Genomic DNA, 26,487 nt, shown 5'->3' on the forward strand with positions numbered 1-26,487 from the left:
TCACACTCCTTTAGAGAACTCGCTATAATAGCTATTAAAGATAAATAATATCTATAATTAAGATGAAAAAGAAGTGCTAGAAAACGATATTGTATTCTCGCACTAAGTCAGACATTTTTTGATTTCTCAAATGTTCTTCCATCTTCTCTTCTGCAGATAACACCACTTTTTGAATCGGACAGTTTGGACCGTGATCGACACTGCAATCAAACAGTGAAGCTGATCCTTCAATCGCGTGGATAATGTCTAAAAACGAAATGTTCTCCCAGTTTCGTTTAAGTCGATAGCCTCCATTTACCCCGCTGATCGATTCAATCATGCCCGCTTTTACCAGTTTGGTCAGTATTTTGGATAAATACGTTGGAGACACCTTTTGCTGCTGAGCCAATAGGTGTACCCCAATCGGCTTCTGAGGGGTAGCAGCTGTTAAAAAGAGCATGGTGTGAAGTGCATAATCGGTAGCTTTTGAATATTTCATTCTTCATCACCTCAATTATAGACTTTATGTGTCTATAATAACTATTATGTTTCAGTACGTCAAGTTATTTACATATTATAACTCTAACAAAATTTTGCTAGAATAAATTGACTTAATGACAATGGTGCATCAACTCAGGTAGAGATTAATGCACCTTTTATGAGGTTTGTATATCCATAAGCGTAAGGTTAAATGATTTATTTTATGTGAACTACATGGGTTCTACCATTCATCCCATGACTCTACCTTCTAGTAGTTTACCCCCAGTTCATTTCTTCACCAGTGGATTCCTCATATCCCTTCATATACTGAATACGTCGTTGAGCAGAGGTTTTATTGACTTGTTCATCAGCATGGTAAGAAGAGCGTACAAGTGGACCAGCCTCGCAGTGCGTGAATCCTTTAGAAAGTGCAATTTCTTTTAACTCTACGAACTCATCTGGATGATAGTAGCGCTCTACTTTCAAATGCTTTCTTGTTGGTTGCAAATATTGACCAAGTGTAACAATATCAACATTGTGGGCACGAAGATCATCCAATGCTTCGATGATTTCGTCCTTTGTCTCCCCTAACCCAACCATAATACTCGATTTTGTCGGTGTATTTGGTGCAATTTCTTTGACTCGCTTTAATAATTCTAGGGAGCGATCGTATTGCGCAATGGCACGAACTCTTTTCGTTAGTCTTCTTACTGTTTCAATATTATGGTTAAAAATATCTGGACCACCGGACATGAGTGTATGTAAGCTTTCATAGTCTCCTTTCATATCAGAAGGCAAGATTTCAATCGTACAGCTAGGTACTCGTTCGCGAATTTTACGGACAGTTTCTGCAAAAACAGCAGCTCCACCATCTTTAAGATCATCACGAGCAACAGATGTCACGACAACATGTTTAAGCCCCATGAATTCTACAGATTCCGCTACACGCTCGGGTTCATTCCAGTCTAATTCATTTGGAAGACCTGTTTTAACCGCACAGAAGCGACAAGCTCTCGTACATGTATCCCCTAGAATCATGAATGTAGCCGTTTTTCGCTCACTCCAACATTCATATATATTTGGACATTTTGCTTCTTCACAAACAGTATTTAATTTTTTATCACGCATTAAATTTTTTAAATGATTATAAGACTTATTCGTGTTTAGCTTAATTTTTAGCCACTCGGGTTTACGTATGTATTCATCCTGCTTTGACATATTATCGTCTCCTATCTAGATAAATTCCATTCTTCTGTTAAGTATTTGCTATTCATTAGTTCACGAATCTCTTGTTCTTGCTCATCAGAAAGAGTAAAACGCTTCAATTCAATGTCTAATCCTGTTTGGAATCCAGCTTTAAGTGCCTTTTTTGTTTCCTCTAAAGATATCTTCCGCCCAGCTGCCTCATGAATGGAAATAGCTTTATCCTTATAAGATAATCGTGCACGTTCCTTTACTTTTTCATTAGGATAAATAAATAGGTCATACAAAGTATCCTGATCAACTGTGAGGGGAATAGAACCATGTTGTAGAATAACGCCTTGCTTTCTTGTTTGGGCACTACCCGCTGCTTTTTTGTTGTTAACGACTAACTCATACCATGAAGGTTCTTCAAAACAAACTGCTGACTTTGATTTTGATGAAGCTACTGCATCTTTTGGCACTGCAAAATCTGCAGCAATGCCTAGGTTATGAAAGCCTTCTATCAACCCTTTAGAAATAACAAGATAAGCTGCTTTAACAGACTTTGGCATACGTGGGTGCTGTTCTGAGACAATGATACTGTATGTAAGCTCCTGATCATGAAGTACAGCAAGCCCTCCTGTTAATCTCCTTATTAGTTGGAATCCGTTTTTCTCAACTGCTTCAAGATTAATTCTATTCTCTGTTTTTTGAAAGTATCCAATCGATAGGCCCGCAGGTAACCACTCATAAAAACGCAAAACAGGTGGTATCTTGCCTTCGCTATGCCATCGGAGTAAGCACTCATCTGCTGCCATATTGTAGGCAGGAGACTGTTTACCAGTATCTAAAAAAAACCAAGTTTCAGTCATACATTTCTTCTCTCAATATCTTGAGAAAAACTCTCCCCCTTTAATCTGAATCACAAAAAACTTACTTATGAATTCTACTAATCCCCATTTTGAATCGTTTGTTTTGTTAGAAATATAAGAAAAACAGAAGATTATAAACTCGCAATTTAAATATTAATACTAAAACTCTCTCAAGTAAACTATTCTGAAAATTTAAGAAATACCTAGTATAATATTGAGTCCAGTTTTATTCCCAAAAAAGCATCTGTACAGACAGATGCCTTTATTTTTTTAAAAAAACTGTCGATTTGAATGATAGCCTTGAAACGATAAACTATGGAAGTGTTGCACATATACTCCAATAAGAAAAATCTCTTTTCCCCCATCAGTTATACCATTCTTCAAATGAATGTAATATCGGCAATAAACTTTTTCCTTTATTAGTCAATGAGCAACTTTTGGTGGAATGACAGGATATACTCCCCTGTAGATAATTCCATCACCTTCTGGTTCGCTTAGCTTATTTGTTAACATTTTCTTTGTTATGTCTGGCATTAGGTGCTTTAACTCCATAAACCTTCTTGCCTCCACTGTGAAAAGAAAGCAATTATCCGAAATAATCCTTGGAAGTGTTTTTATATGGTTACATAGTAAGTGCTACTACCCGCGCTCTTTAATCAACTTTATTACTATTCAAGAAACTGTATTGTAAATTAAACAACTTTTATCTTACTGTACACTTAGAGTTTAAATAGATATATTCACAACTCGGTTTCTTTTTTAAAATATATTCTTTCTTAACTTGTCTTCATTTAAAGCTTATTAATATGTGTATCCTTAAAAGAATTTTCATATTTCAATCCAAAACCTAAAAATCTATCCATAAAAATATGCGCAAGCCAAATGATGGTGATGAGAAGCAGATAATCATTTAAAAAGAATAAGAAGTAACCTATGACTAAAAGAAGAGGTAACACTAAGCTATGCCCCAAATTATAAACAATTGCACCTATTTTATTGTTAATTACATATCCAATCATTGTGATATCAGGTATGAATAATAAGACAAAAAACAACCAGATTGGAAGGTCTAACTGTGTATAAATATAAAACGAAAGGGCAAAAGCGATTCCGTTTTCAATTCGCACCACTTGTTTCATATTCTTGTCATCCCCTCTCTTGAACCCTCTTAAAAAACAGGTCTATCAATTCTTCAATATCCTTTTTATTTTGTAAATATTTCTCTTCACTTACTAGATCTTTAAGTGTTTGTACTATTTTCAAAGATTGCTGATAAAACCGGATTTTCTCTTCAAGTTTAATTATTTTTTCATCTAATAACAAAACTGTTGAATTGTTACAACTAGTTGATACAGCTTCGTTTCTAAGAGTAAGTACTTGTTGTATTTCTTTTAAAGAAAATCCTAATTCTTTTAACACGATGATCAGCTGAATCTGTCTTTCACATTCTTCATCATATTCTCGATACCCATTTGAGCGTCTTTTTGGCATTAATATATTCTCTTTCTCATAATAACGAATTGTATCAGCCTGCAATTGATATTTCTCAGCAAAATCTTTAATTTGCATGTTCACCACTCCCCAAATACAACATTAACATTGGAGTAAGCTCTAAGGTCAATAGTGAAATTTAGAGTGCAGCCCTAAAAACATAGTAATACCTTTGAATCCTACCTGCCCCAGTTATGGTATAAGAAAAAGCCACCTGTTTTGGCAGCTAATGATAAATATAAGCACACGTTACTTCAAGAAGGAAAATGACGATTTTCCATAATTGCGTACGTCGTTGAAATGCCAATGTTGCGTTGAACTCCTTGTTATTCCTCTCCACTAAACTCTAAAGTATTTAAACCCTCGGATGCTTCTGGTGCTTCAAAAAAATTCGTAACATGAGTAAACACCGCTTCCGTGTCAAAAGCTGCTCTTTCGGGTTGTTCGTTACGCCTTTGTGCAATTTGACGTAAGCATTGCTCGTTAGTTAGATTAAGGAAAATTAGTTGATGGCTCGCATTGACATCTAACACCATATCCAAAAACCACTTTCGCTGCTTTTGAGTGTTAGCTGGAAAATCCATCACTACATCTGTACCGACACTTAATAAATTTTGGACATGCTTTTTTACCAAAGGTTTGATCTTCGCTGACAATTTTAGATAGTCCTCAAATGATTGAACTTGATTGGGATAAAGAGAGGAAATCCATTCATCCTCAGATAATAGTACAGCATGTTTATCTATTGCCAATTGTTTTGATTTAGTTGATTTTCCTGCGCCCATTTTTCCACAGAAAAAGTATAGCGTCCCTGATTGTTTCATATTAATTTAGCCTCCCAGCTTATTTTAGTGGTTGTTCCCCACCTTGTAAAACATGTTATGCAACAAATCGGCTCCGTTTTTTGAACAATTTCCCACCTGAATTTAAACATAAATATATTTTATTCATGCTTTTTTATGTCGTTCGCAAGGCCCACTCTGTAGGTATTCTTCCATTTCACTGTTTCAAGTTTTACTTTTTATGCGATAACATCTCGATTGTCAATATCTTTAATTGAAATAATAGCGATGGTTAATCCTATAAACGAAAGAATAATAGGAATTATAATTATTGAATTTAATGAAAATCCATTTACATTTTGACATACGATAATAGAGATGAGAATGCCTGAAACAATTGTAGCTGGAACTGAATATTTTTTCATTCCAACATAAAGTGGTATTAAGCTAATTAAGCTTGCAGCAAATGCATTCAATACAACAACTCCAAAGTAATTGGTTACGATTGAAGCACTTAATGGTTCAGTAATGATATTTGTGAAATAATTAAACAAATAAAAGCCACTTCCCACTAGTATGAATGAGATAATAATAGCTAAAAAAGTAAAAATAACCGTTACTAGCAATTTCGCTATTAAGATTCTTTTTCGGCTAATTGGGTACATAAATAGAATATTAATGGTTTTATTTTTATACTCACTTATAACTATATGAGACAAAAGGATAGCGGCAAATACGATAAATGTTGCCCTTATTGTTGTTTCAATAATTTGCATTATCATATAATGATTTGACATGATCTCAATTCCTTGAGTAGACTCAATATAGCCAATAACACATAATATACATAGAATGACAATATTCGCTATTAACGCACCTTTTACATATTTCATCAGCTTATATTTTTTCATTTCCAACTTCATAAGCTTAAGCACTAATTCCACCACCATTCAATAAGTTAAAGAAGTAATCTTCTAATGAACTGCTTTTATAATAGATAGATTCAATCACAATTCCATGCTTGAACAGAGTTTCAGAAATGACTTCTTGAGGTACACTCAATTCATAAATTCGTATGGTTTGTGGGTTTAACACTTTAAAATTTGTAATCGTTAAATAATGTTCTATTATAGATGCTGCTTTGGCAGAATCCTTCGTTACAATCTCAATATAGTCTTTATTTTTCTCTCTAACATCTTTCATTGCTATCTCTTCTATTAACTTTCCTTGTATAATCACACCAATCTTGTCAGCAATATGTTCAACTTCTGCAAGAATATGACTTGAGATAAAAATGGTAATCCCATATTCCCGATTTAGCTTTTTGAACAAGTTCCTTATCTCCTTAATCCCAATCGGATCCAAACCGTTTATTGGCTCATCTAAAATGAGTAATTCTGGACTTGTAATGATAGCTCTTGCGATTGCTAATCTTTGTTTCATCCCCATTGAAAATTCCTTAACTGATTTATCCTGACTTTCCATAAGGTTAACGATTTGTAATGTTTCGTTAATAGCATTCTTATTATGATATCCCATATACTCACAGTGAAGTTCTAAATTTTCTCTTGCACTCAGCTTCTCATAAAAAACTGGTTGTTCAATTATTGCCCCTATTCTACCTAAAATTTGAAAGGATTTCGGTGTTAATGGTTTTTCAAATACAGCTATTTCACCCTTTGTTGGTTTTATTAAATTCGCAACCAACTTCATAATAGTCGTCTTCCCTGCACCGTTTGGTCCTAGAAAACCATAAATTTCTCCTTTATTAATTGTTAAATTCACATTAGAAACTACCTCTTTTTCATTAATAATCTTTGTAAGTTCCAGTGTTTCCACAATTCGATTCATAAAAATCGTTCCTCCTCATATTCCTTACCTATCCTATTTCTCTTATTTTTTGTCATCGATTTTTGCCAACCACCTGAAAGAAGTATTGTCATTAATATAAAAATGGTACTAAGAATAAACGGGTAAAAAATATTTACATCATATACAACTCCTGCAATTGTCGGACCTAAAATATTGCCAAAACTCATATAGGCATTGTTCAAACCCATAGCAAACCCTTGATTTTCTCCTGCAAGTTTTGAAATAAGGGTATTAACAACCGGTCTCAAAATTGATGTTGCAAGGAAGATGGTTAATGTAATTCCAAAGAATAGATAAAAGTGATTTACTACCAATGATAAGAAAAAACCAACTGCTGATAAACCTAAGAACAGTATAATCGTTTTTAACTCTCCGAATTTTCCAACGATTTTATCTACAAAGATTAATTGAACTACAACACTAACTAATCCTGTTGACGTAATCATCAAGGCAATTTGCTGTGGTGATGAATCAAATCGATGATCCATAAAGAGAGACAGTACCGATTCATAACCAACTAATCCGAAGCTCATCACTAAAGAGATGAGAAGAGGAATAAAGTAAGGTAATTTAACTGATAGCACAAGTTTTTTAGTCATTGACTCTTTTGATTTTACATGTATTTCCGCATTTTGTTCCTTACTCTCTCCCAAGAAAATATATGAGAAAATGACTGCAACTATAGAGCTAATGGCAGCGACTAAAAATGGCATTTTCAGTCCGGCATTTGCAAGAAAACCACCGATTCCAGGTCCAATAACGATCCCAAGTGACATGGCCGCTGAAATAAAACTATGTCCTTTAGCACGTTGCTCTAATGTTGTAATATCAGCTATATATGCAAAAATCGCTGGAATTAACATAGCAGCTCCAATTCCACCAATGACACGAGAGAAATAATGAATCCCAATAAAATCTGTCGCATAAAACACAAACATGGAAATGGATAATATCCCTAATCCATATATAATGATTTTTCTCCTTCCATACTGATCAACCCACTTGCCCGCAATTGGAGAAAATACGAATTGTGCACCAGCAAAAAATGCAATTAATAATCCTGCAGCTGTTCCCCCTTGATTAATAGATTGTAGATAGTCAGGTAAAATTGGAATAATGATTCCAAAACTAGCATTAGCAATAAACATATTCAGCATCAAAATAGCCAGTTTTCTCTGTGCGTTCCTAGGCATATAAAATGCTCCTTTCTTTGTAACTTAATTACAGTTTAAGGAGCAAATTTTCTTTTTCCGTTAAGTAATCCTTAATTATTTCTTAAGTTTAATATGCGTTGCAATATTTTCTAATTACAATTACAAATCATCTTGTCTAGTCGAACGTTTTAATGAAAAAGAAAATACAGTTTTTCTCCATGGTTTACTGTTAATATGGATCGTTCCTCCTAATTGTTCAACAAGACGTTTAGTAATTGTAAGTCCTAGACCACTCCCCTGATAAAATTTATTCCGCGAGTCTTCTAGTGTATATAGTCTTTCAAACACGCGGTCTTGATATGCCTCATCAATACCTTTACCTCTATCCCACACATCGATATAAATATCTTCTTCTCTATTTCTAATCTTTAATCCTATCTCCTTTCCATCTCCACCATGTATGATTGCGTTTGAAATAAGATTGTTCAATATTCTTTCAAGAGCCTCTACATTACCCTTTACAAAAAATGGTTGATCTGGCATATCAATGTGAACTTCTATCCCATTATTTTTGAAAAGATCATAGTATTCTAATAAACTTTTCTGACAGACATCATTTATGGAAATGCTCGTTATTGGATATACCCTATCACCTGACTCTAATTTTGCTAAATCGAAAAAGTTATCAATTAGAGCAATTACTTCTAAAGATTTATTATGAATTTTTGTTAATATTAATTTCCTTTCTTCAGGATCTAATTCTGAATCCATTTGAATCATTTCCACATAACCTAATGTAACAGTTAAAGGAGTTTTCAGATCATGTGATATATTTGATATCATTTTCTTCATTGACCACTTTGTGCTTTCATAATTTGCTAAAATTTTTTTGTGCTTTTCTAACAACCGGTTCAAATCCATAATTAATCTTATTACTTCTTTGTCTTCTGTAAATAGCCTTATTTTTTCATCTGAAGAGTGGTTGACGATTTCATCTAACTTTAGATGAATATCACGTAAATGTTTTTTTCTTGTCCTATTTATTTGAATTTGAGCATATATGATTGCTAATAAAATGATTGTAGTTACGATATACAAAATCGTCATATTAATCCCCTACCCATTTGTAACCAATTCCCCATAATGTTTGTATATATTTTGGATTGGATGGTTCATCTTCAATTTTTTCTCTTAATCTTCTGATATGACCATTAATAACGTTATCGTTTCCAAAATAATGTTCGTTCCAAACGAGTTGATACAGGTCACTTTTTGTGAATACTCGATTTTGGTTCGTGATAAAAAGCCTTAATAATTCAAACTCCTTTGATGTTAATTTAATTTCTTCTGATTCCTTATATATGGAATAGTTATTTAAATCGACTACACATTGACCAAAAGTAACGATTTGAGAATTTCCTTGTTCAGTTTTACTGGTCGTATATTTTGTTACCCTTCTAATACTTGCTTTAATTCTTGCAGAAAATTCTACCAGCGAAAATGGCTTAGACAAATAATCGTCAGCACCAAAGCCCAATCCCAATGCTTTGTCTACATCAGTGTCTTTTGCGGAAATGATTAAGATTGGGACCGTACTTCTCTCCCGAATCAACTTAATTGCCTCGATCCCATCTAATTTTGGCATCATAATATCAATTACGATTAAATCAACATCTTCACGAAGAAATAGAGACAATCCCTCTTCTCCATTAAAAGCAGTCAAAACAAAATACCCTTCCTTCGTTAGAAATTTTTCCAACATTTCACTAATTGAAGGGTCATCATCTATAAGTAATATACGGTGTGTCATCATTTCCTCCTTGCGAACGAAGCTTATTGTTTCTTTTTAAATAATTGGGTACCCATTGACAGCATTGTACATAAGCAGTCTGATATGTTAAATTTTACGGCTTATTTTTGAGATTGTGAAGGTTACTACCCCGATGAAAAGATATCAAAATATTAATCATAAAACTCTAAAATCTCTCATACTTTCACCAAGAATATAGTGGGAAAACCACATCATATTCTGTTTCATAATTGCCACATGATCCCCTGGCTGATCAGAACTATATGCCATCCCTTTAAATACAATTAATTCTGTATCAATGTCCATATCCTTTAATCCGCGATATAATTCATAAGAGTTTATAATTGGCACTCTTGCATCAGTTTCACCATGTTGAATTAATGTAGGTGTACACGCTGAATTAATATAGGTCATGGGAGATGTTTTAAGATAGATATTTGGATCATTCCATGGAGTATCTCCTAAATACATTCGAATAAAATAAGGGATATCAGTATTTACATAATGTGTCCTCCAATTAGTAATTCCTCCACCAACGGATGCTGCTTTAAATCGATTACTATACATTGAGCAGAATGCAGATATGTATCCACCGTTACTCCAGCCCATGACGCCTACTCTGTCTTTATCTGCTATGCCCATTTCGATTAATTTATCCACTCCAGTTATCACATCATCGTAATTGGCCATTGCCAGTTGTCTATAGTTTGCTTTTAAGAATTCATTCCCATAGCCTGAGCTTCCCCTGTAGTTTGGTTCTAAAACAATAAAGCCTTTTTCGATAAACTGTTCAATTGGATATCTCTCATTGAAGCAGTCTGAAAATATTGGAAAGGATGCCCAAGCCGGACCACCGTGAACTACCACAAGTAACGGATAGTTCTTATTTACGTCAAAATCAACTGGGGTTGATAAAACCCCTTCTATTTCAATGTTATCACTATTTTTCCATGAGATTATGTCTCTTTTGCTTTTAAGCTTACTATTGAAAAAGCTATTTTCATTCGTTATTCTTTTACTATTTAAATAGATATCAAAGGTTTCATTTATTGAGGCCTTATTATAAGCTATATGCTCCCCATCCACTGTTATTGAAGCATCCATTATAAAGCAATCCACGTTTCCACCTAATCTTTCTACAGTGCCTGTCTCAGATAACAAGCCAACAAGATAATTCGTTCTATCCTGCCATCTAATGAATATTCCTTTACATGTCCATCGCAAAGGAATGACGCTACTATCAAAATCTGCTAAAGGATGAAATACCTCTCCATTAGTTAGATCATAAATTTCTATTGTACGATCTTCAATTTGGTTCTTATAATATTTCTTCTCCTTTAAACTTGCTGTATAACAGATTTTGTTGCCATCAGGTGAAAACCAAACACTTTCTCCTAATAGTTTATCTATCTTAATTTTTTGCAGTCTTCTAGCTTTTATTTCGAGTGTGTATAGATCTCTATTAATCGTATCTTCCATAGATGGGCTTGGTGTAGCGATAAATACAATCTTATTTCCATCATTTGAAAGATCAAATTCATGGATGTGAAATGACTTTCCATCTGTCAGAGGGAAAGGGTTGCTATTTTCGTAGACAACTTGATCATTCTTTATCAATTTTTCTAAATCAATGTAATATAAACGATTATTCTGGAATTCCTCCCCAATTTGATGGAAGTTCCAATACTGTTCCTTACATTGCTTAACCTCCTCAGATTCTAGTGGATTTGTAACATAATAAAAACCCTTTCCAGTCGGATCCCATTTGAAATTACTAACTCCGTTGTTCTCATCAGTAACTTGAACACCTCTTACATCATCTATTAACTTAACAAATATCTGGTTAATTTCACGGTTACCTTTACGAACTGGGCTGAGGTATGCGATGAATTTAGAATTTGGAGACCATAATGGACTCGTACTATCTATATCCATAGTTAATGGGTAACACTGACCCTGATCTTTTTCAAATATCCATACATTCTTCTTGTATGTATTATTTCCCCAGTTAGCAATCCTCTTAACAAATGCTACTTTTTGCCATCATCACTTATGTTCGTATCTGAAAAGGTTGGTAAAGAAATACTTTCTTCGATGCTCAGATATGTTTTTTTATTCATGTTTTTCAAACCCCCGCTGCCTTATGCTCTATTCGAACTATATAAAAATTCTTTAAAAACATCCTAACTCCTGCAAAATTATAAAACCCTTAAATAGTTCAAATAAAAAAAACCTCAATTAAATGAATTGAGAGTCAAAATACTTAAAATAGGTGTTTAATTTCCCCCTAATCGTTGTCGATATCGGCTTAAAGTTGTTGATATAATCCCAATAGTTGTCGATATCAGTTTAATGTTGTTGATATCTTCAGTGATATTATCTTAAGGGATTAAGATGTGTTCAGTGAGGGAGCGAGCTATAATGGTTGCATTTCGTAAACTGGCAAGCATTATTCCAGAAACATCACAAGCCAATGCGAACACTTCACTATATGCTTATACTGGAATACATAGCTTTACTTCAATAGGTTGATTACTATCGATTCTATGCGTTTTTTTTATTTCATTAAAAAAGGCAGATTCTTCTCCATATTTTTCAATATGCCAAGATTTTGGAACTCTCACTAACCCATCATTTAATAATTGTTCATTATAATGAGAATAAACATCTATTATTTTCTCTACCGGACCGATGTAATTAAAAATTGCATAGTTTTGTTTAGGAATTGATAAGCTGACCATGCCTTCAGGAACGGACTTAACTTTTTCTACCTCTATTGCAACATAATAACCCGATTTCTCAATAGCTTCTTCATCAACCACATCGGGTACAAACAAACCATGTTGAATACTTTCATTTTTCTTATCTTGGATTTCGTCGATTCTTTTCGCTAGCATTACAACTGCTTTTGGAATTTCAACTGCATAATTTCCTTCTATAGAAAAAACCCTAATTCCTACAAACTTCAATTCACTTTCTTCTACAATCGTATATTTCATTTCAACCATCACCTCTTTCCTACTTATTATTTTATCAGACTATTTAGTATAAATAATCATTTTATCTAGCTTTTAAAGTTTAATCCGAATTTCATGTGCTGAAATATATGTTGAGCATCCCAAATCTTGTCTGGAACAACCTCTAAATCTACTGATGGGATCATTAGTTTATTAGCTATTACTCATTAAACTTGTTGTTGCTCCCATCTTTAATTTGCTTGGTCACCCAAATATCTGGGCAGCTACTGCAAACAGCTCATTATTCCTTTTCAAATCATTTGCATTAAGAATCATGATCGGTGGTTTTGCATTTAGATTGAAGCCTACGTTAATTAAGAATTGATCTATTTTATAATCGAACTGTGGCATGTCAATCCTCACATTTCCTTTAACCCCTCTCAAAATCTCTTTTATTAGTATTAATGCGTCATTAGAACAAGATCCAACGACTTGACCGATTATTAAATTTTGAGGTGTTTGTATAGATAATGCATAGCCTGTGATAGCTCCATTTTCAGTAAGGACTAATGATTTTTGAGATTGCTGAATTCTATGGAATAAAAATGTCCTTCTACGATCACCAAATGCTTGACTGTCTAAAGAAACAATCGAAGGAAAATCTCTTTCGTTGAGGTGCCTCACTTTATTGCTTTGAGACTCTTGTATAATCTGAGATTTAAAGTCTTCACACGTATATTTATAAATATGCGATATTTCCTTAAACCCCATTTTGGAATATAAAGCTTTGCCTTGTTCAGTTGCGATCAGCATTACGAGTAAATCCTCACCTAAAGTATTGATACAGGCTTGCGTTATTTTTCTTCCTAAACCGAATCCTTGATATTCTGGGTTTACAATAACCATCCCAATTGATGAAAGTTTCCTAAAATCGTATGTAATGATTGCTGCACAAGCTAGTAATTGTTCATTATGATCCCTGTACCCAAGTATTGTTCCAGAATTTAATACTGTTTGAATTTCATTAGAATCATAATCCCACCCTACTAAGTTTGATAAGCGAATTAATTCTTTAATATTCTTATGCGACATGCTTTCTATTGTAAAATCACTCATTTACTTACTCCTTTTGTTTCATCAACGTTTTTAAAGTTATTCTCTCTCTATTAATGAAAAAAGAGAGTGTATAAAATAAACCCTAAAACAAAAACTAAGATTGTTACAAGCGTACCTTTCCAACTACTCCCGCCAGTTAAATCAACTAAATTACCATTTTCTCCTCTGTTTAATCCCTCATTTAGAGAACCTGTAGGATTGTTTTTTAATTCCTTTTGCCGTAAGTTTTCTCTTTTTTCTTTTGGTGTCTCCTTTGAATTCATGTAACCATCTCCTCAATTTTTATTATTTATTTATTCATAAGACTGGAAAGTCGCATACTTTACTTAAAGGTGTCAAATCCAAACGATGTAGTATCAATATTATGTACATACCTACAATGTATGTTAAAATTTCCCTAGTATTAATATTAGAAAATTCTAATAAAGGGTGCATCTGAAATGAATAAATTTAAACAAATTATCCTAATTGTTATTGGAGTCATATTTATAACAGGTTTATTACTTATTCGCTATTTATACATTGATAAGGATAGTCATACCCAAATAACGATACAAACACAAGAACCTATTCATATAAAAGGAGATTTTTTTATTAAAGCAAAAGTACCTGAAGGCGAATCAGAAGTGATTGCTATTGTTAATGGAACAACTATTCAAAAACAAAGAGACATCACTATGTCTCAGACTGTTGACAAACGCATGCATACGTCGTTGTTTGTCTCGTTCGTCCCCTCTTGAACAAAATGTTCTATTCGGGTCTTCACTTGACTGCACGCCTAGTCTGACAAGCGCTTTCAAGACAGTCTGTGAGTTTCATCTATTATTTATAAGTCCTCTAAAAAAATGAAGACAAAGTCAGACATCACTATGTCTACTTCATATAAGTTTGATCGGGATTCTGCACTTTATCTTGAATTCCATACCTATGATGGTGAATTATATACAACTTTTCTTGTACCTTATATTAGCACTGATAAATCTACTATTTCAGTAAATATCACACTTTATAATGAAGGTAATGATATAAAAGCTGATATTCACACAAAAAATACACTAACCGATGGGAAATTAATAGAAATTATAAATGATTAAGAAGTGTTATTATCAGAAAATGACAATAGCATTTCTGAGGATATTGTCAATCTTTCTCTTCAAAAGTAGATCCAACACAAAAAAGCAATGTCACTTTTAATTGAATATAAAATTTTATGTTTAATAAAACCAAAATAATAAGGTGAGAACGAACGCTTAAAAATATATTTGAAATTCTTTTCTATTACTTTTGTTAGGTTGTAAGAATAGCTTCATTAAACGGTCGTTTGTGGTATCTTTATGTTAAAAAGAAAATGGATATTTATGTTAACTTTAATAAAGGATTGGGATATTATTCAATAAAGGTATGGGTGTATTAATGGATATAAAAACATTATGGGGTTTAAGGGTTCAGGAATATTATAGAAAGATGTTCAGGTACTATTCAATAATTGGTTCAAATGTTGTTTATTTTTTTCTGATCATTAGTAGTATCTTTATTTATTATTTTAATTTATTTCTACAGTGGATACCTCCACAAATATCAATTGAAGTAATCTTATCATTATTTGTAACTTACATTCTAAAATTAACAAAAGTCCGTACTTTTGTTAAAAGGGCAGATATAATCTTTTTGTTGCCATTAGAATGGGAATTAAAGCCCTATTTTATTAAATCACTTTTATATAGTTTTGTTATTGATGTTATTAAATTGGTAAGTTTCATAACTGTTTTTTTATCCCTATTTTTGCACACAACTAATATAAATCTTCTCTTTCTGTTTTTTATAGTGTGGATTGCTGCATATAATATTTTAATGAAGTGGACTGAACAATGGTTAAAGAACCAAGTACAATTTGTGTTACATAGGTTAAATAGGTTCTTATCAATATATTTAATGTGTTACTTTTTGTTTAATAATGACTGGATTTTTGAGCTTGTTTTAATGAGTATAAATTTCGTCTATTTAATTTTTTTTATAGGAAAAAAAAGAAACCTGAATTGGCAGTGGCTAATTGTTGATGAAGAAAGTGCATTATTAAGCAACTTTAAATTTATTAATATTTTCATGGATGTCCCTAATCTTAAACGTTCTTTTCGGAAAAGACGTTTGCTTACTATGATTCTGAAATTGTGTATCCCATATAATCAAAGTAGGACATTCGTATATTTATACTCACACTTGTTTGTAAGATATAATGATTACTTTTATCTTTATTTAAGACTAACTGTAATTGGAATATCTGTTAATTATGCTTTGCCAGCAGGTGGTTGGATCTTTAATCTCCTCATTTTATTTATGACTGGATTTCAAATAATTCCTTTACAACATGAAATGAAACAAAGTGTAATACTTTATCCTATTTCAAAATCTCAGATAAAAGATTCTTTCTTAAAGTTTGTCTTGGTCATCCTATATGCACAATTTTTAATTCTATATGTCGCGATGTTCATGCAGACTTATACTGCTAACTTATACAATATAGTAATTGGATGTTTATTTGTTTATGTATTTGTATATTTCTATGTATCAAAGAGAGTCAATTTCGCAAGAAGTGCCTTTATAGAATAGCATGGTATTCAACTAACGGAGGGCTTCATCTTAACAAGCCAAATAAAAAGTCGATTCCTTAGCGTGCTGGAATCTGACTTTTTTAGTTTGAAGTTATCTTACCTTAAAATTTCCGAAATACTGCTTGTACTCCTTAATAGAAAATGTTTCAATAAATTATTTAAAATTTTCTTGTTTTCTAGTAAAGACTCTATAAGATGATAGTTTAAAAACAGGCTCCAAATTTAAGTTTTAATACGATTACATTCAAGACTCTAGCCCAGACAAATCTAAGATACTAAAGATAGAAATCAATAGAATAGGGAATCTGTTTTTTAACTGAATTTCCAATTAATTCTTTATTATTCCTTAAGGGGCATACTCTCTATTCATTCCCTTTGCTTCTTCAAAATAGTTTTAATCTGTTCTAAATGATGAAGATCATGTTTAATTAATCCATAAAAATACTGGGCTAATGTTAAACTTTTTTCACCAATGACTATTTCTTTTTGCCATTTATTCACAGGAATCCTGCTTAATGATTTTATGAGACTTTCTCTAGTGGCAATGAATAGATTGATTGTAATCGCCTTTTCATTTACTCTAGCTTTTTTTGCAGATTTATCATTTATTTCGTTTGCATTAGGTGCTTTAGGAAGTTTTTCTCCTGTTAATAAAAAGGGTATTCGACTTTCTATTACGAATTCATCCCAAGGAATAAAATGTCCAACTATTTCTGCTAACGTCCACTTCCCTTCAGCAAGCTTAGTCCTCCAAATGTGATCAGGAACTACTTGTAAGGAATCAATAAAATCTTTTGTTGTATTGTATTGTGCAATCACAAAATCTTTGTCTACTATCATTGAATCATTCCAATCTTACTTTATGATAATAAAAATGTTTGGTTTATCATGAGTTTAATAACGGAATCACGTTAATGATTGGTTCCTCGTATGGATGAATGCTCTTAATAATCTTTTTCACACTTTCTATATTCTCATACTGGCATCTAAATTCCATTTTACATTCTGTTCCGAAAGAAATTTCACCCTTTGTTCCGTTGTATGGAATCGCATTTTTTAATGGTCTCCAGTAGCCTTCAACTCTAGCATAAGAAACAACGTGATCATAGTTTCCAACCGTTAAATAACCATTATGATTTAATAGATTTCTTAGTTTTTCAATATACTCTTCTGGTAATAAGACTTCAATTTTTACGAATTCAACTTGCATCATTTTCCTCCAACTGTATAGTATTAATTGACTTAATAAGGTGGTGTACACGTTTTAAATAATAGTGCCCATTTTTGTGATCATCTAATTCGATCATAAATAATAGTGCGAGCATTAATGCTGTATCTAACCTGTATATATGCTGGATTATTTTAGGTGTGCTCTGTAGCAGATTTTGATTATCATAACCATCCATAAATTCTTTTATAGCGAATTCATTTTGCTCACATATCCTCATTATTTCTGCAATCGGATCTCCTATAAAAGCATTATCCCAATCTATTAATGCCAATACTGTTCCATTCCTAATCAGCATATTCGCCCTTCTTACATCCAAATGCAATAAACAGTTTTCGTTAATGGATGAATCTAGGATTGTTTGAAGAGCTTTTGAGTCTGGGATGACAAGTTCACAATGAAAGGTTGTATTGAACTTTTGAAGTCTTTGTATGATTCTTTGAGAAAGTATTGCAGAAAAGCTCTCAGCGCCTTGGTCTATAATAACAAGGTCGTCGATTGTTGCGGAGTGTAATTGCGAGATTAATTTCCCAACCTCGAAGCTAGAAACCTCTGTTCCATCATCTTTTATATATTGTGATACTAAAAAATTCATCTTATCATTTCTATGTAGTAAATATGACTTCGGTACAGGGATTTTGTTATGAAGAAAACGATATAACGCAGCTTCTTTTACTAACGATTGTTCATAATCTTCACCTTCCTCGACTTGCCATGGTGTTCTTATCACCACTTCTCCGAGGTTTGCTTCATGAATGAAATAAACAATATTGACAACGCCATGATTCAGAAATTGAATATCCTTGTAATCCCATCTATATTCTTTATGTAAAATATGGTTTATTAGCTGCTGTTTATCGTTGATGATTTCAGTGTCGAGCACAAATTGACCTCCTCGGTTCATTTCTTCGCTACATAAACTGTCCATCTATCTTTCTCAACTATGTTATGTTCATTAAGTATGGATACGTTCATATGATGAGCAAGTTTATCTATTTCATCATCAGATAGCTCATGAAGAATACTCCTCCCCGTTCGCTTCTTAATGTCGTTTAATAGAGACTCTTTGTCTTCATGAATCTTTCTTACTTCCCAAACTTTAATCTCCTGAACCTCTTTAAACCCAGCTTCATAAAGATTATTATGTACTTCTTCACTTTTAAACCTTCTTTTACTCTCGATCGTTTTTAATTTTGGAAATAAATCAAAGAAATATCCTCTAATATGTTCATCAGTTCCATCTAAAAAGCAATCCTCTGGAGTTCGGTCTTGAACGATTAAGTATCCATCTCGCTTTACGATTCTATATGCCTCTAAAAAAGTTGGGAGCAATTCTTCTAAATGATGAATTAATGCTCGTTCAAGAATTAATTCACAACTTTCATTAGGCAACCCCGTTTCATACGCTGTACCTAATTTGAATGAGATATTTTTATAATCGATACAATTCTCTTCAGCACCATTTAAATTTGATTTAGAAAAGTCAACGCCAATAATATTCTTAACACCTATATTTGAAAGCGCTTTTGAGTAGATTCCACCACCACATCCAATATCGACTGCACTTTTAATCTCTTTATCACCGAGAATCCCTTTAATCATTTCCTGCCATGATAGATCAGCATTTCTTGTCGTATAGCTATGTTTATTCTTATTGCAATGGAAATCAATGCTCAAAAAAATCGCCTCCCCTTTGATTCAGATTTTACACAATAGAAGTATTATAAGTCTAATACTATAAAATAATAAAAGGCGATAAGAAAAACTTATACCCCTAAATACATCTTTTGAAGAGGACAAAACAAAGAATAACTCAAATATATGCTTGTTAGTAGCCTCTTGCCAAAAATCAAATCATTTGAAAATTGATTTGATTTGTTGTTCTAAATGATTACTTCTTTATCTCATATTTATTACTTCCAGGTAGTTTCTTGATTTCATTCCATGCTTCAATCGCTTCATTACGACTTTTACCTTGATTATTTGAATCCGCGAAAAAATCCCGAATGAATTGATTGTATTCAAATTGAGGAGCAATCACTTTCGTATAAGATGGGTCTTTCTTTCGTTCTTCCTCCTCATACCAAGCGATTACAACATCATGATAAGTCTTTCCAACATTGTTTTTAAAATAGTTTTGAATATAAGTGGAAAAATGAAATTTTGGGATAACTGTCTTTAAGAACAGACGTACATCTTGACTACAACGATGGTTTGCCGTAATGACTGTATCAAGACTTAATTCATTTTGCGATACCTTCTTTTTTATTTTAGATTTTCTGATCGGTTTCTTTATCTCACCTGTCCGCAAGAACGTTTCAATTCTATCGGATAGTTCTATTTTTGAACCAGAAGTGCTTAAGCCGTTTTTTCTGCAAAATGACTGTAATTCTTCTTTTAACCAATAGTAATCTTTAAAACTTTCAATATTAATATCTTTTGTTAATTTTGGTCTCATAAAATCCACCACCATTTTTACTTATAATTATAGAACATTCGTTCTCTTTATTCAATTAATACAAATTCAACCTTTAGGATCAGCTTACCTGTTAAAATACTAGATTTCATTCAAATGTACATTTGAATGAAATGCACTTTTCTGATAACATATACTAAACATTCAAACATTCATTTGAATGAGTTTAAATTATTAAGGAGTGGTTAATTTGGTATATGACATTATTATTATTGGTGGAGGTCAAGCTGGAATTGTATTAAGTCAAAAATTAAAGAAGAGGAATTATAGACATTTAATACTAGATTCTAATAGAAGAATTGGAGACTCATGGCGCATGAGATACGATTCTTTAACCTTATTTACTACTAGACAGTATTCTTCCTTACCAGACTATACGATGGAAGGCGATCCCCAGCAATACCCAACAAAAGATGAAATGGGGGATTATTTAAAAAAGTATGTAGATAAATTCCAATTACCTATCTCCCTTGGTGTTACAGTTAGAAAAGTAACGAAAAAGTTTGGAAAGTTTCATTTATATACATCAAAGGGAGAATTTCATGCTAAAAATGTAGTTGTGGCAACAGGAGCGTTTCAAACACCATTTATCCCACCTATTATAGAAAAAAGAGAACAAATTCATCACCTACACTCTTCTTCCTATAAAAATTTAACTGATATAAACGGAAACACAGTAGTTATTATAGGTGGTGGGAATTCTGGAGCACAAATTGCGGTAGAATTAGCTAAGAGTAAAGAGGTATATCTTGCTACTTCATATAAGATGAGATACTTCCCTTTAAAAGTAGTAGGGAAAAGTATTTTTCATTGGCTTGATAAGCTTGGTGTCTTATATGCTGGTAAAAATACATTAAGGGGAAAGCTGTTACATAAAAGAAATGATCCCATCTTCGGGTTGGATTTAAAAAAACTTATAAAACAGAATTTGGTTACAGTAAAACCACGTGTAGATAAGGTTGTTGGTAGTAATGTCTATTTTAGTGATGGTTCCTATATAAATGCACAAACTATTATCTGGGCAACTGGCTTTAAATCATCATATGATTGGATTGATATTAATGGAGCTATACAGGAGAACGGCATGCCAGCTCATGATCGAGGAGTAAGCATAATCCAAAACATGTACTTTATTGGATTGCCCTGGCAACATCAGCGAGGTTCATCTTTAGTATGTGGGGTTCAAAAGGATGCTGATTATCTTATGAGACATATAAAAATTTAAATCTTGTTTATGAAACTAACTAAATAGTGAGTATTTCGTATAATACAAAAATCGAGAAAACGATATGAAGTTTTCTCGATTTCTTTATTAATCTGCATTGTGTATATTATGATTCGACAAATTGAATAACTAATTCGTTAAAAAAACTTTCCCTTTTCGAATGGTTGTTTCCTCAGCTATACGGATAGCATCTGCTATATTTTCTAATTTGTGTTGAGATCGTACCGGCGCCAATTTCATCTTATTTTGATTAACTAACGCTATTAAATGATTAAAGGTTTCATTCCATTTTTTATCTGATGCTTTTTTATTCCAATGTCTTAGATGAAAGATTCGCGCGTTTACTTTTGCATCATTCGTTATACTTGCCCAGTTCACTTGTATTCCGGACAACAAACCGATCGTTATGAATGCACCTTGGGGCTTTACGCAAAAAGCTAACTCGGTACCAGACGACCCACCAATCGAATCAATGGCTGCATCAGCCCCTAGTCCTTCAGTAAATTCCATTATAGCTTCATGTAAAGAATCGCTGGATGTATTAATAACATGAGTCGCACCAAGTTTCAATAAATCTTCTGTATAGTTATTATTTCTCGTAATCGCAATGAGTCGGAAGCCAAGAACTTTTGAGAGCTGAGCAAATATAGATCCTATTGCAGATCCGCATGCATTAACCAATAACGTCTTGTTTGGCCCTAAATTTAGCTCCTCTGTACAAATGGCCCAAGCTGTAACAGGGTTAATATATAATTGTGCAGCTGTATAATCATCAATTGATGGTGGGATTGATATAGCAAATTGTGCAGAAGTTTTAACATATTCTTGCCAAGTACCTTCCCCTCTTAGTGGTAACACACGCTTTCCTATTAGGTTTTGAGCTACTGAAGATCCTACATCTTGAACGATTCCAACGCCTTCATATCCTGGAATAGTCGGTAATTCAATACGATGAGAATAAAACCCTCTTATTGGAATTAAATCAGAAGGATTTATCGGTCTAGCAATCATTTGTACTAGCACTTCATTTTCCTTCGGAGGTTGAACCTTTTTATGTCCGAATTTCAATACATCCACTGGATTGCCGAATTCACTAATATCAATATATTTTGCTAACAATTTATAAAGACTCCTTTTTTTCTCTTTATATAAATGAGTTTTCAAACTTCTCTGTACTAATGGTTAAAAGTTCTAGTGCACCAGTAAATCGTTTCAGATCATATCTAGTATTCTTCTAATTGTATTCACTACCAATTCAGGTTCATCATCATGAATATAATGCCCAATATTATCTGCTAATACTAATTCACTGTTAGTAGATATTTTAAGAATCTCACTCTGCATCTCGTTCCATAATACTTGTGACTTCTCGGAATAATGTTCTTTCTTCCCAGCAGAAAGAACAATAAGCGGGGCATTTAATTGTTCTATAGTTTCTTCTAATTGCTTTAGGCTTTCCATAAATTTTTCATAATTACCTTCATAAACAAACTGCTTATTGTATGCTTGTTGAAAGTCTTTTGACATGGTTGGCAGAAATCTTTCTCTATAATCTACAGGTGTAGAATCAATAAGCACTAGCCCCTTCACTTCATTGCAATATTCAGATGCAAACATACGCATATTCACTCCACCAAAAGAATGACCGACTAGAATATACGGTGGATTGATCTTTGCTTTCATCAAAAGTTCCTTTAATTCTTTTACCATCTCTCGACTGGTTCTAGGGTTTGTACTTGGTTCACTTTTTCCTAGCCCTGCTCGATCATAAATGAGAATACTAGAAAGTATTGAAAGTTCGTTTATTATAGAATCCCAAGTTTTAAAATATTCTCCATATCCAGCATCCATTATTATTGTAGGCTTGTCATTTTTCTCCCCTAGTAATTTCGCATATAATTTACTGCCGCTAATTTGCACATTCTTTTCTCCCATAATATAATTCACCCCGCGCACCCTATCGGCTTTTACGCTCATTCATTTTTCTTAATCATAACATTCTTCTTAAAATAAACTGTCTATTTATTCGAATTATTCCTCACTAAAGGATGGTTTCTTTGCATTTGTGCATAGGCAAAATCGGTTCCTGGGAGAGAGATAAAGAATTAAACTTAGCTTTAACATTCCTGACATACCTACAAAGAAAAAGCGACACTGCTTGAAGTGTCACTTTTCGAAAAATATTACTTTAAATGAGCATTCATCTCATTCACGATTTGCTCTGTCGTTATAACCTTAGCAAACTCATCATGTAAAGTAGCCAATGAAACCGTATGAATCGTTTCAGGATCGAAATATTTACCAGTATGATCTTTCATACCAAATGCTGCTGTTGCATCAGCGACTAAATACGTAGTAAAACCTAAGTTCCCGCTCATCCTTGTTGTTGTAGACACACAGTGAGGGGTCGTTAAGCCAGTGATTACCACAGAGGTAATTCCATTAGTTATTAGATAATCCTCCAACTCTGTTCCTATGAAGCTACTATTTACTTTTTTGATGATAATCTTCTCCCCAACTAGTGGCTTGACGATTTCTTTAATATGAAACCCTTCTTTCTCAGGATAAAACAATGAACTCAGCTGATCAGATACATGCTGAATATAAATAACTTCTTGATTGCTTGCTCTCCAGATCTTTAAGATCTTTAAGATATTTTCTTCTGCTTCGTGATTGTTTCTTTGTCCCCATTTTGGATCATCAAATGCATTTTGAACATCTACAATAATTAACGCGTTTTTCCCCACAGTGGATTCCCCCATTGAATATTGATTCATTTATCTTCATCTTCTAACTAGGCTAAAGAATCTTCTATCCTTTAATATACAAGACTTAGAAGTTTTATTGTAACTGGCTTGCACTTATAGTGGAAAACAGAGGACAAGTGGTATATGAATGTTTAAGGCAATAATCATGGATAAAGCACTATCTGATGGTGTCGATTGAGTTCCAATATATCCTCCATATTCAAGTAGCCAGCCGATTAACGCTAGACCTATCCCGGTCCCCATCTTCATACCGAAACTTGCAGAGCTATTGATTAAACCTGCCATTCTAAAACCACCATCCAAATAATCCATGGTCTAGCACGCCCATGTTTAGACTTTGTCCGATCCACAATCATGCCCATACCAACATCTGTTACTCCATCAAAAATACGGATGATGATCATCATTGTTCCAATGATACCAGCTGATATCCCAACAATATCTGTATAAAAATAAGTTAGAAATGAACCGAATAATGTCCAAACTAAAATAATACTAAAAAAACCCATTCCGTAATTAATCATTTCTTTACGGCTTGGGTTTTCCATTGTAGCATCACGTGCTTGAGACTCTACGTTCTTAGTTGCTTCCATTCTTTCTTCCCCTTTAGGTATTAAAAGCTATAACACAAAAGGTTAGTCTCCATTAAAGATCATAATGAATAAATGCTTCTCTTCCAAAGTTTGTAGTAAGCCATGATCCTTCTTCATTAAATAATTTTTCCACTTCATTACGATTAGATGGGGGCATATCTATCCATCTCACTAATTTGAGAATAACGTCATTCTTTTCATTATAGTAATTAATGACCACCTCGGCTTGTTCAGAAAGCTTGGTTGTCCATATTTGTGATCTAGCCATAACCATAGAATAGTACGTTCTAATCAGCTTGCGTGAAAAGTTTTGTATGAGTGTTTTCTCTTCTTCTGTAGAGGCTAATTGCAAACTAGCCATGGTTTTATCAAATACAGCACCAATATCACCATTAAATTGAATGGCGATTTCACTCGTTAACTTGTATGGACCAAAGTGTACTCGAATGTCATCCCCATAAACGCAAACACAAAGCTCCTTTATAAATGCTTGTTCGTAATAAGTTTTCGGATCCATTACATAACGTACATCTGTCGTTGCAATGCCGACATCACGAATTAGGTGTTCGTATTTATTTGAAAGCAACAAACTTTGCTCTTTTAGAGAAGTCTTCTCATCTACCGTTAACTCCTCGTTATAGATAACTAATAAATCTAAATCTGATTTAATAGGAATTGCATCACCTCTAGCAATACTCCCATAAACATAAATACTATGTAACTTCTTATCAAACAAGGAGATGATCATATCAATACAATCGCTAATGCAAGGTTTATACATTTGCAATATTTTTTGTTCGGAAACATCGCTAATTATATATCCGTTTCGATCTAAGCCATAGCCAGGCTTTAAATGAATCATTTCTTCTCACCCTTTATATAATTTAGTTCCACTAGATCACTTCACTATCGTCAATTAATTTCCTGCTTTCTTCATCCATTCGTTTTTATGAAAGACCACCTAGATAACGAAAAACCTGAGATCAATTTGTATAAAACAACATTTTGACATCAGGTTTATTTAGAAGAATATTGATAACCAACTTACTTTCTCCAAAAGGTTGTACATTCTGCTTTATCCGCAATATTAAATGTAATCATTTTGTCGATTAATTCAAAATCGAACGGTTCACTCCATTTAAACCGTACTAATTCTTTTGTATGGTCAAGACCTTTAGACTCAATATGTTCAGATACATAATCCATACAGGCTCTTTCAGGTGCAACAGACATATGTTTTTTCGCAGCGCTAAATCCAATTATAAATGTTCCATGATCTGTATACATTGGCTGGTTCCAAGCAACCTTTTTATCTAAATTAGAGTAATGGTCATCAATCCAGTTAAATACTTCCTCTAATCGGATGCGTTGATCGGGATTGTCTATACTCGCTAAATAATCAGTAAACTCTTCCATATATGTACCTCCAAACTTATTTAATGCACTTAACAGTTTAGCCATAAATAAAAAACGAGTAAACCACCAATAGAAAATTAAGACCAAATTTCTTTTGCTTTTGGAAGATCATTCAACCCGTTTATTAGCGGTTTTTGCATAGGAGGTGGGCATTTTAAATTATGCTCTTTAATTTTATTGTTTATTTCATCTATATCTGAATCAATCTTTGCTTTTAATAGTAAGCGTGCAACATCTTTCTGAATCCTTAACCATTCTGGTAAGAATCCGGCTTCTGCTGCTTTATGCTGGAAGTTTTGATAGACATCTCTCTGGAGGTATTCTTTTGGTAGTGGCTTCCCTTTACCTTTTATATCACTGCTTTGCTTGGAATTTTTTAAGATGTCACCGATTAAATCGTTGTATTCTCTATCCACTTTAAAAACCTCACTTTTATCATTAAAATGGTTAATAATTTAAAATTTACAGATTTTATAA

Annotated in this window: 31 protein-coding genes and 1 pseudogene; 3 read left to right on the forward strand and 29 right to left on the reverse strand. The window is 33.1% G+C overall.

Features of this window, described 5'->3' with window-relative positions:
• Positions 1 to 76: 76 nt before the first annotated feature.
• From AC6F34_RS01300 to AC6F34_RS01375, 16 genes and pseudogenes are all read right to left on the reverse strand, one after another.
• Positions 77 to 478 (reverse strand): Rrf2 family transcriptional regulator, encoded by a 402-nt coding sequence (locus AC6F34_RS01300; RefSeq protein ID WP_500768177.1) that lies wholly within the window; start codon positions 476 to 478, stop codon positions 77 to 79.
• 257 nt (positions 479 to 735) lie between these two features.
• A complete protein-coding gene (gene lipA, locus AC6F34_RS01305) occupies positions 736 to 1,677 on the reverse strand; it encodes a lipoyl synthase (protein ID WP_500768179.1) in 942 nt (313 codons plus the stop codon).
• 11 nt (positions 1,678 to 1,688) lie between these two features.
• Positions 1,689 to 2,513, reverse strand: coding sequence for a lipoate--protein ligase family protein (locus tag AC6F34_RS01310; protein ID WP_500768181.1), 825 nt, complete (start codon positions 2,511 to 2,513; stop codon positions 1,689 to 1,691).
• 423 nt (positions 2,514 to 2,936) lie between these two features.
• Complete coding sequence (locus AC6F34_RS01315) at positions 2,937 to 3,065, reverse strand: winged helix-turn-helix transcriptional regulator (RefSeq protein WP_500768183.1); 129 nt, start codon at positions 3,063 to 3,065, stop codon at positions 2,937 to 2,939.
• Between the two features lie 239 nt (positions 3,066 to 3,304).
• The gene (locus AC6F34_RS01320) at positions 3,305 to 3,652 is read right to left on the reverse strand and encodes a DUF4260 domain-containing protein (protein WP_500768185.1); all 348 of its coding nucleotides are present in this window, start codon (positions 3,650 to 3,652) and stop codon (positions 3,305 to 3,307) included.
• A 7-nt stretch (positions 3,653 to 3,659) separates the two neighbouring features.
• Positions 3,660 to 4,082 carry a MerR family transcriptional regulator gene (locus tag AC6F34_RS01325; RefSeq protein ID WP_500768187.1) on the reverse strand — a complete coding sequence of 141 codons (423 nt, stop codon included), beginning with the start codon at positions 4,080 to 4,082 and terminating at the stop codon, positions 3,660 to 3,662.
• A 248-nt stretch (positions 4,083 to 4,330) separates the two neighbouring features.
• Positions 4,331 to 4,828 carry a P-loop nucleotide/nucleoside kinase family protein gene (locus AC6F34_RS01330; RefSeq protein WP_500768189.1) on the reverse strand — a complete coding sequence of 166 codons (498 nt, stop codon included), beginning with the start codon at positions 4,826 to 4,828 and terminating at the stop codon, positions 4,331 to 4,333.
• Positions 4,829 to 5,025: 197 nt separating this feature from the next.
• Positions 5,026 to 5,721 carry an ABC transporter permease gene (locus AC6F34_RS01335; RefSeq protein ID WP_500768191.1) on the reverse strand — a complete coding sequence of 232 codons (696 nt, stop codon included), beginning with the start codon at positions 5,719 to 5,721 and terminating at the stop codon, positions 5,026 to 5,028.
• Positions 5,714 to 6,637, reverse strand: a complete 924-nt coding sequence (locus AC6F34_RS01340) for an ABC transporter ATP-binding protein (RefSeq protein WP_500768193.1) — start codon at positions 6,635 to 6,637, stop codon at positions 5,714 to 5,716. Before AC6F34_RS01340 ends, AC6F34_RS01335 begins: the two co-directional genes overlap by 8 nt.
• On the reverse strand, positions 6,634 to 7,851 hold the full coding sequence (locus AC6F34_RS01345; protein WP_500768195.1) for an MFS transporter: 1,218 nt from the start codon (positions 7,849 to 7,851) through the stop codon (positions 6,634 to 6,636). The genes AC6F34_RS01340 and AC6F34_RS01345 overlap by 4 nt, the downstream gene beginning before the upstream one ends.
• A gap of 120 nt (positions 7,852 to 7,971) precedes the next feature.
• The gene (locus AC6F34_RS01350; RefSeq protein WP_500768197.1) at positions 7,972 to 8,919 is read right to left on the reverse strand and encodes a sensor histidine kinase; all 948 of its coding nucleotides are present in this window, start codon (positions 8,917 to 8,919) and stop codon (positions 7,972 to 7,974) included.
• Between the two features lies 1 nt (position 8,920).
• Positions 8,921 to 9,622 (reverse strand): response regulator transcription factor, encoded by a 702-nt coding sequence (locus AC6F34_RS01355; protein WP_500768199.1) that lies wholly within the window; start codon positions 9,620 to 9,622, stop codon positions 8,921 to 8,923.
• A gap of 156 nt (positions 9,623 to 9,778) precedes the next feature.
• Positions 9,779 to 11,742, reverse strand: a pseudogene (locus AC6F34_RS01360) (S9 family peptidase).
• A gap of 375 nt (positions 11,743 to 12,117) precedes the next feature.
• A complete protein-coding gene (locus AC6F34_RS01365; protein ID WP_500768201.1) occupies positions 12,118 to 12,621 on the reverse strand; it encodes a GyrI-like domain-containing protein in 504 nt (167 codons plus the stop codon).
• 222 nt (positions 12,622 to 12,843) lie between these two features.
• Positions 12,844 to 13,695: a GNAT family N-acetyltransferase gene (locus AC6F34_RS01370; RefSeq protein WP_500768203.1), complete on the reverse strand. Its 852-nt coding sequence runs from the start codon at positions 13,693 to 13,695 to the stop codon at positions 12,844 to 12,846.
• A 50-nt stretch (positions 13,696 to 13,745) separates the two neighbouring features.
• Entirely contained in the window at positions 13,746 to 13,958 is a 213-nt protein-coding gene (locus AC6F34_RS01375; RefSeq protein WP_500768205.1) for a DUF6366 family protein, read from the reverse strand.
• Positions 13,959 to 14,135: 177 nt separating this feature from the next.
• Between AC6F34_RS01375 and AC6F34_RS01380 the strand changes: the two genes are divergently transcribed.
• Positions 14,136 to 14,435, forward strand: a complete 300-nt coding sequence (locus AC6F34_RS01380; RefSeq protein ID WP_500768207.1) for a hypothetical protein — start codon at positions 14,136 to 14,138, stop codon at positions 14,433 to 14,435.
• Between the two features lie 673 nt (positions 14,436 to 15,108).
• On the forward strand, positions 15,109 to 16,302 hold the full coding sequence (locus tag AC6F34_RS01385; RefSeq protein WP_500768209.1) for an ABC transporter permease: 1,194 nt from the start codon (positions 15,109 to 15,111) through the stop codon (positions 16,300 to 16,302).
• A 368-nt stretch (positions 16,303 to 16,670) separates the two neighbouring features.
• Here AC6F34_RS01385 and AC6F34_RS01390 read toward each other — a convergent pair whose 3' ends face one another.
• From AC6F34_RS01390 to AC6F34_RS01410, 5 genes are all read right to left on the reverse strand, one after another.
• Entirely contained in the window at positions 16,671 to 17,144 is a 474-nt protein-coding gene (locus AC6F34_RS01390) for a DinB family protein (RefSeq protein ID WP_500768211.1), read from the reverse strand.
• A gap of 46 nt (positions 17,145 to 17,190) precedes the next feature.
• Positions 17,191 to 17,514 carry a divalent cation tolerance protein CutA gene (gene cutA, locus AC6F34_RS01395; protein WP_500768213.1) on the reverse strand — a complete coding sequence of 108 codons (324 nt, stop codon included), beginning with the start codon at positions 17,512 to 17,514 and terminating at the stop codon, positions 17,191 to 17,193.
• The gene (locus tag AC6F34_RS01400; RefSeq protein WP_500768215.1) at positions 17,504 to 18,415 is read right to left on the reverse strand and encodes a phosphotransferase; all 912 of its coding nucleotides are present in this window, start codon (positions 18,413 to 18,415) and stop codon (positions 17,504 to 17,506) included. Before AC6F34_RS01400 ends, cutA begins: the two co-directional genes overlap by 11 nt.
• Before the next feature lie 17 nt (positions 18,416 to 18,432).
• Positions 18,433 to 19,209, reverse strand: coding sequence for a class I SAM-dependent methyltransferase (locus AC6F34_RS01405; protein WP_500768217.1), 777 nt, complete (start codon positions 19,207 to 19,209; stop codon positions 18,433 to 18,435).
• A gap of 214 nt (positions 19,210 to 19,423) precedes the next feature.
• Positions 19,424 to 19,990, reverse strand: coding sequence for a DUF6434 domain-containing protein (locus tag AC6F34_RS01410; RefSeq protein WP_500768219.1), 567 nt, complete (start codon positions 19,988 to 19,990; stop codon positions 19,424 to 19,426).
• Between the two features lie 208 nt (positions 19,991 to 20,198).
• Between AC6F34_RS01410 and AC6F34_RS01415 the strand changes: the two genes are divergently transcribed.
• Complete coding sequence (locus AC6F34_RS01415) at positions 20,199 to 21,233, forward strand: flavin-containing monooxygenase (protein ID WP_500768221.1); 1,035 nt, start codon at positions 20,199 to 20,201, stop codon at positions 21,231 to 21,233.
• A gap of 129 nt (positions 21,234 to 21,362) precedes the next feature.
• Here AC6F34_RS01415 and AC6F34_RS01420 read toward each other — a convergent pair whose 3' ends face one another.
• The 8 genes from AC6F34_RS01420 to AC6F34_RS01455 form a co-directional block, all read right to left on the reverse strand.
• Positions 21,363 to 22,352, reverse strand: a complete 990-nt coding sequence (locus AC6F34_RS01420; RefSeq protein ID WP_500768223.1) for a zinc-dependent alcohol dehydrogenase family protein — start codon at positions 22,350 to 22,352, stop codon at positions 21,363 to 21,365.
• A gap of 93 nt (positions 22,353 to 22,445) precedes the next feature.
• Entirely contained in the window at positions 22,446 to 23,168 is a 723-nt protein-coding gene (locus AC6F34_RS01425) for an alpha/beta fold hydrolase (protein WP_500768225.1), read from the reverse strand.
• 248 nt (positions 23,169 to 23,416) lie between these two features.
• Entirely contained in the window at positions 23,417 to 23,980 is a 564-nt protein-coding gene (locus AC6F34_RS01430) for a cysteine hydrolase family protein (protein ID WP_500768227.1), read from the reverse strand.
• A gap of 114 nt (positions 23,981 to 24,094) precedes the next feature.
• Positions 24,095 to 24,286 (reverse strand): MFS transporter, encoded by a 192-nt coding sequence (locus tag AC6F34_RS01435; protein WP_500768229.1) that lies wholly within the window; start codon positions 24,284 to 24,286, stop codon positions 24,095 to 24,097.
• Positions 24,274 to 24,594, reverse strand: coding sequence for an MFS transporter (locus AC6F34_RS01440; RefSeq protein WP_500768231.1), 321 nt, complete (start codon positions 24,592 to 24,594; stop codon positions 24,274 to 24,276). Before AC6F34_RS01440 ends, AC6F34_RS01435 begins: the two co-directional genes overlap by 13 nt.
• A gap of 52 nt (positions 24,595 to 24,646) precedes the next feature.
• A complete protein-coding gene (locus tag AC6F34_RS01445) occupies positions 24,647 to 25,456 on the reverse strand; it encodes a nucleotidyltransferase domain-containing protein (protein ID WP_500768233.1) in 810 nt (269 codons plus the stop codon).
• Positions 25,457 to 25,638: 182 nt separating this feature from the next.
• Complete coding sequence (locus AC6F34_RS01450) at positions 25,639 to 26,010, reverse strand: iron chaperone (RefSeq protein WP_500768235.1); 372 nt, start codon at positions 26,008 to 26,010, stop codon at positions 25,639 to 25,641.
• Positions 26,011 to 26,087: 77 nt separating this feature from the next.
• A complete protein-coding gene (locus AC6F34_RS01455; RefSeq protein ID WP_500768237.1) occupies positions 26,088 to 26,426 on the reverse strand; it encodes a DnaJ family domain-containing protein in 339 nt (112 codons plus the stop codon).
• Between the last annotated feature and the right edge of the window lie 61 nt (positions 26,427 to 26,487).

The sequence above is a fragment of the Niallia sp. CD-39 genome (genome assembly GCF_059874745.1).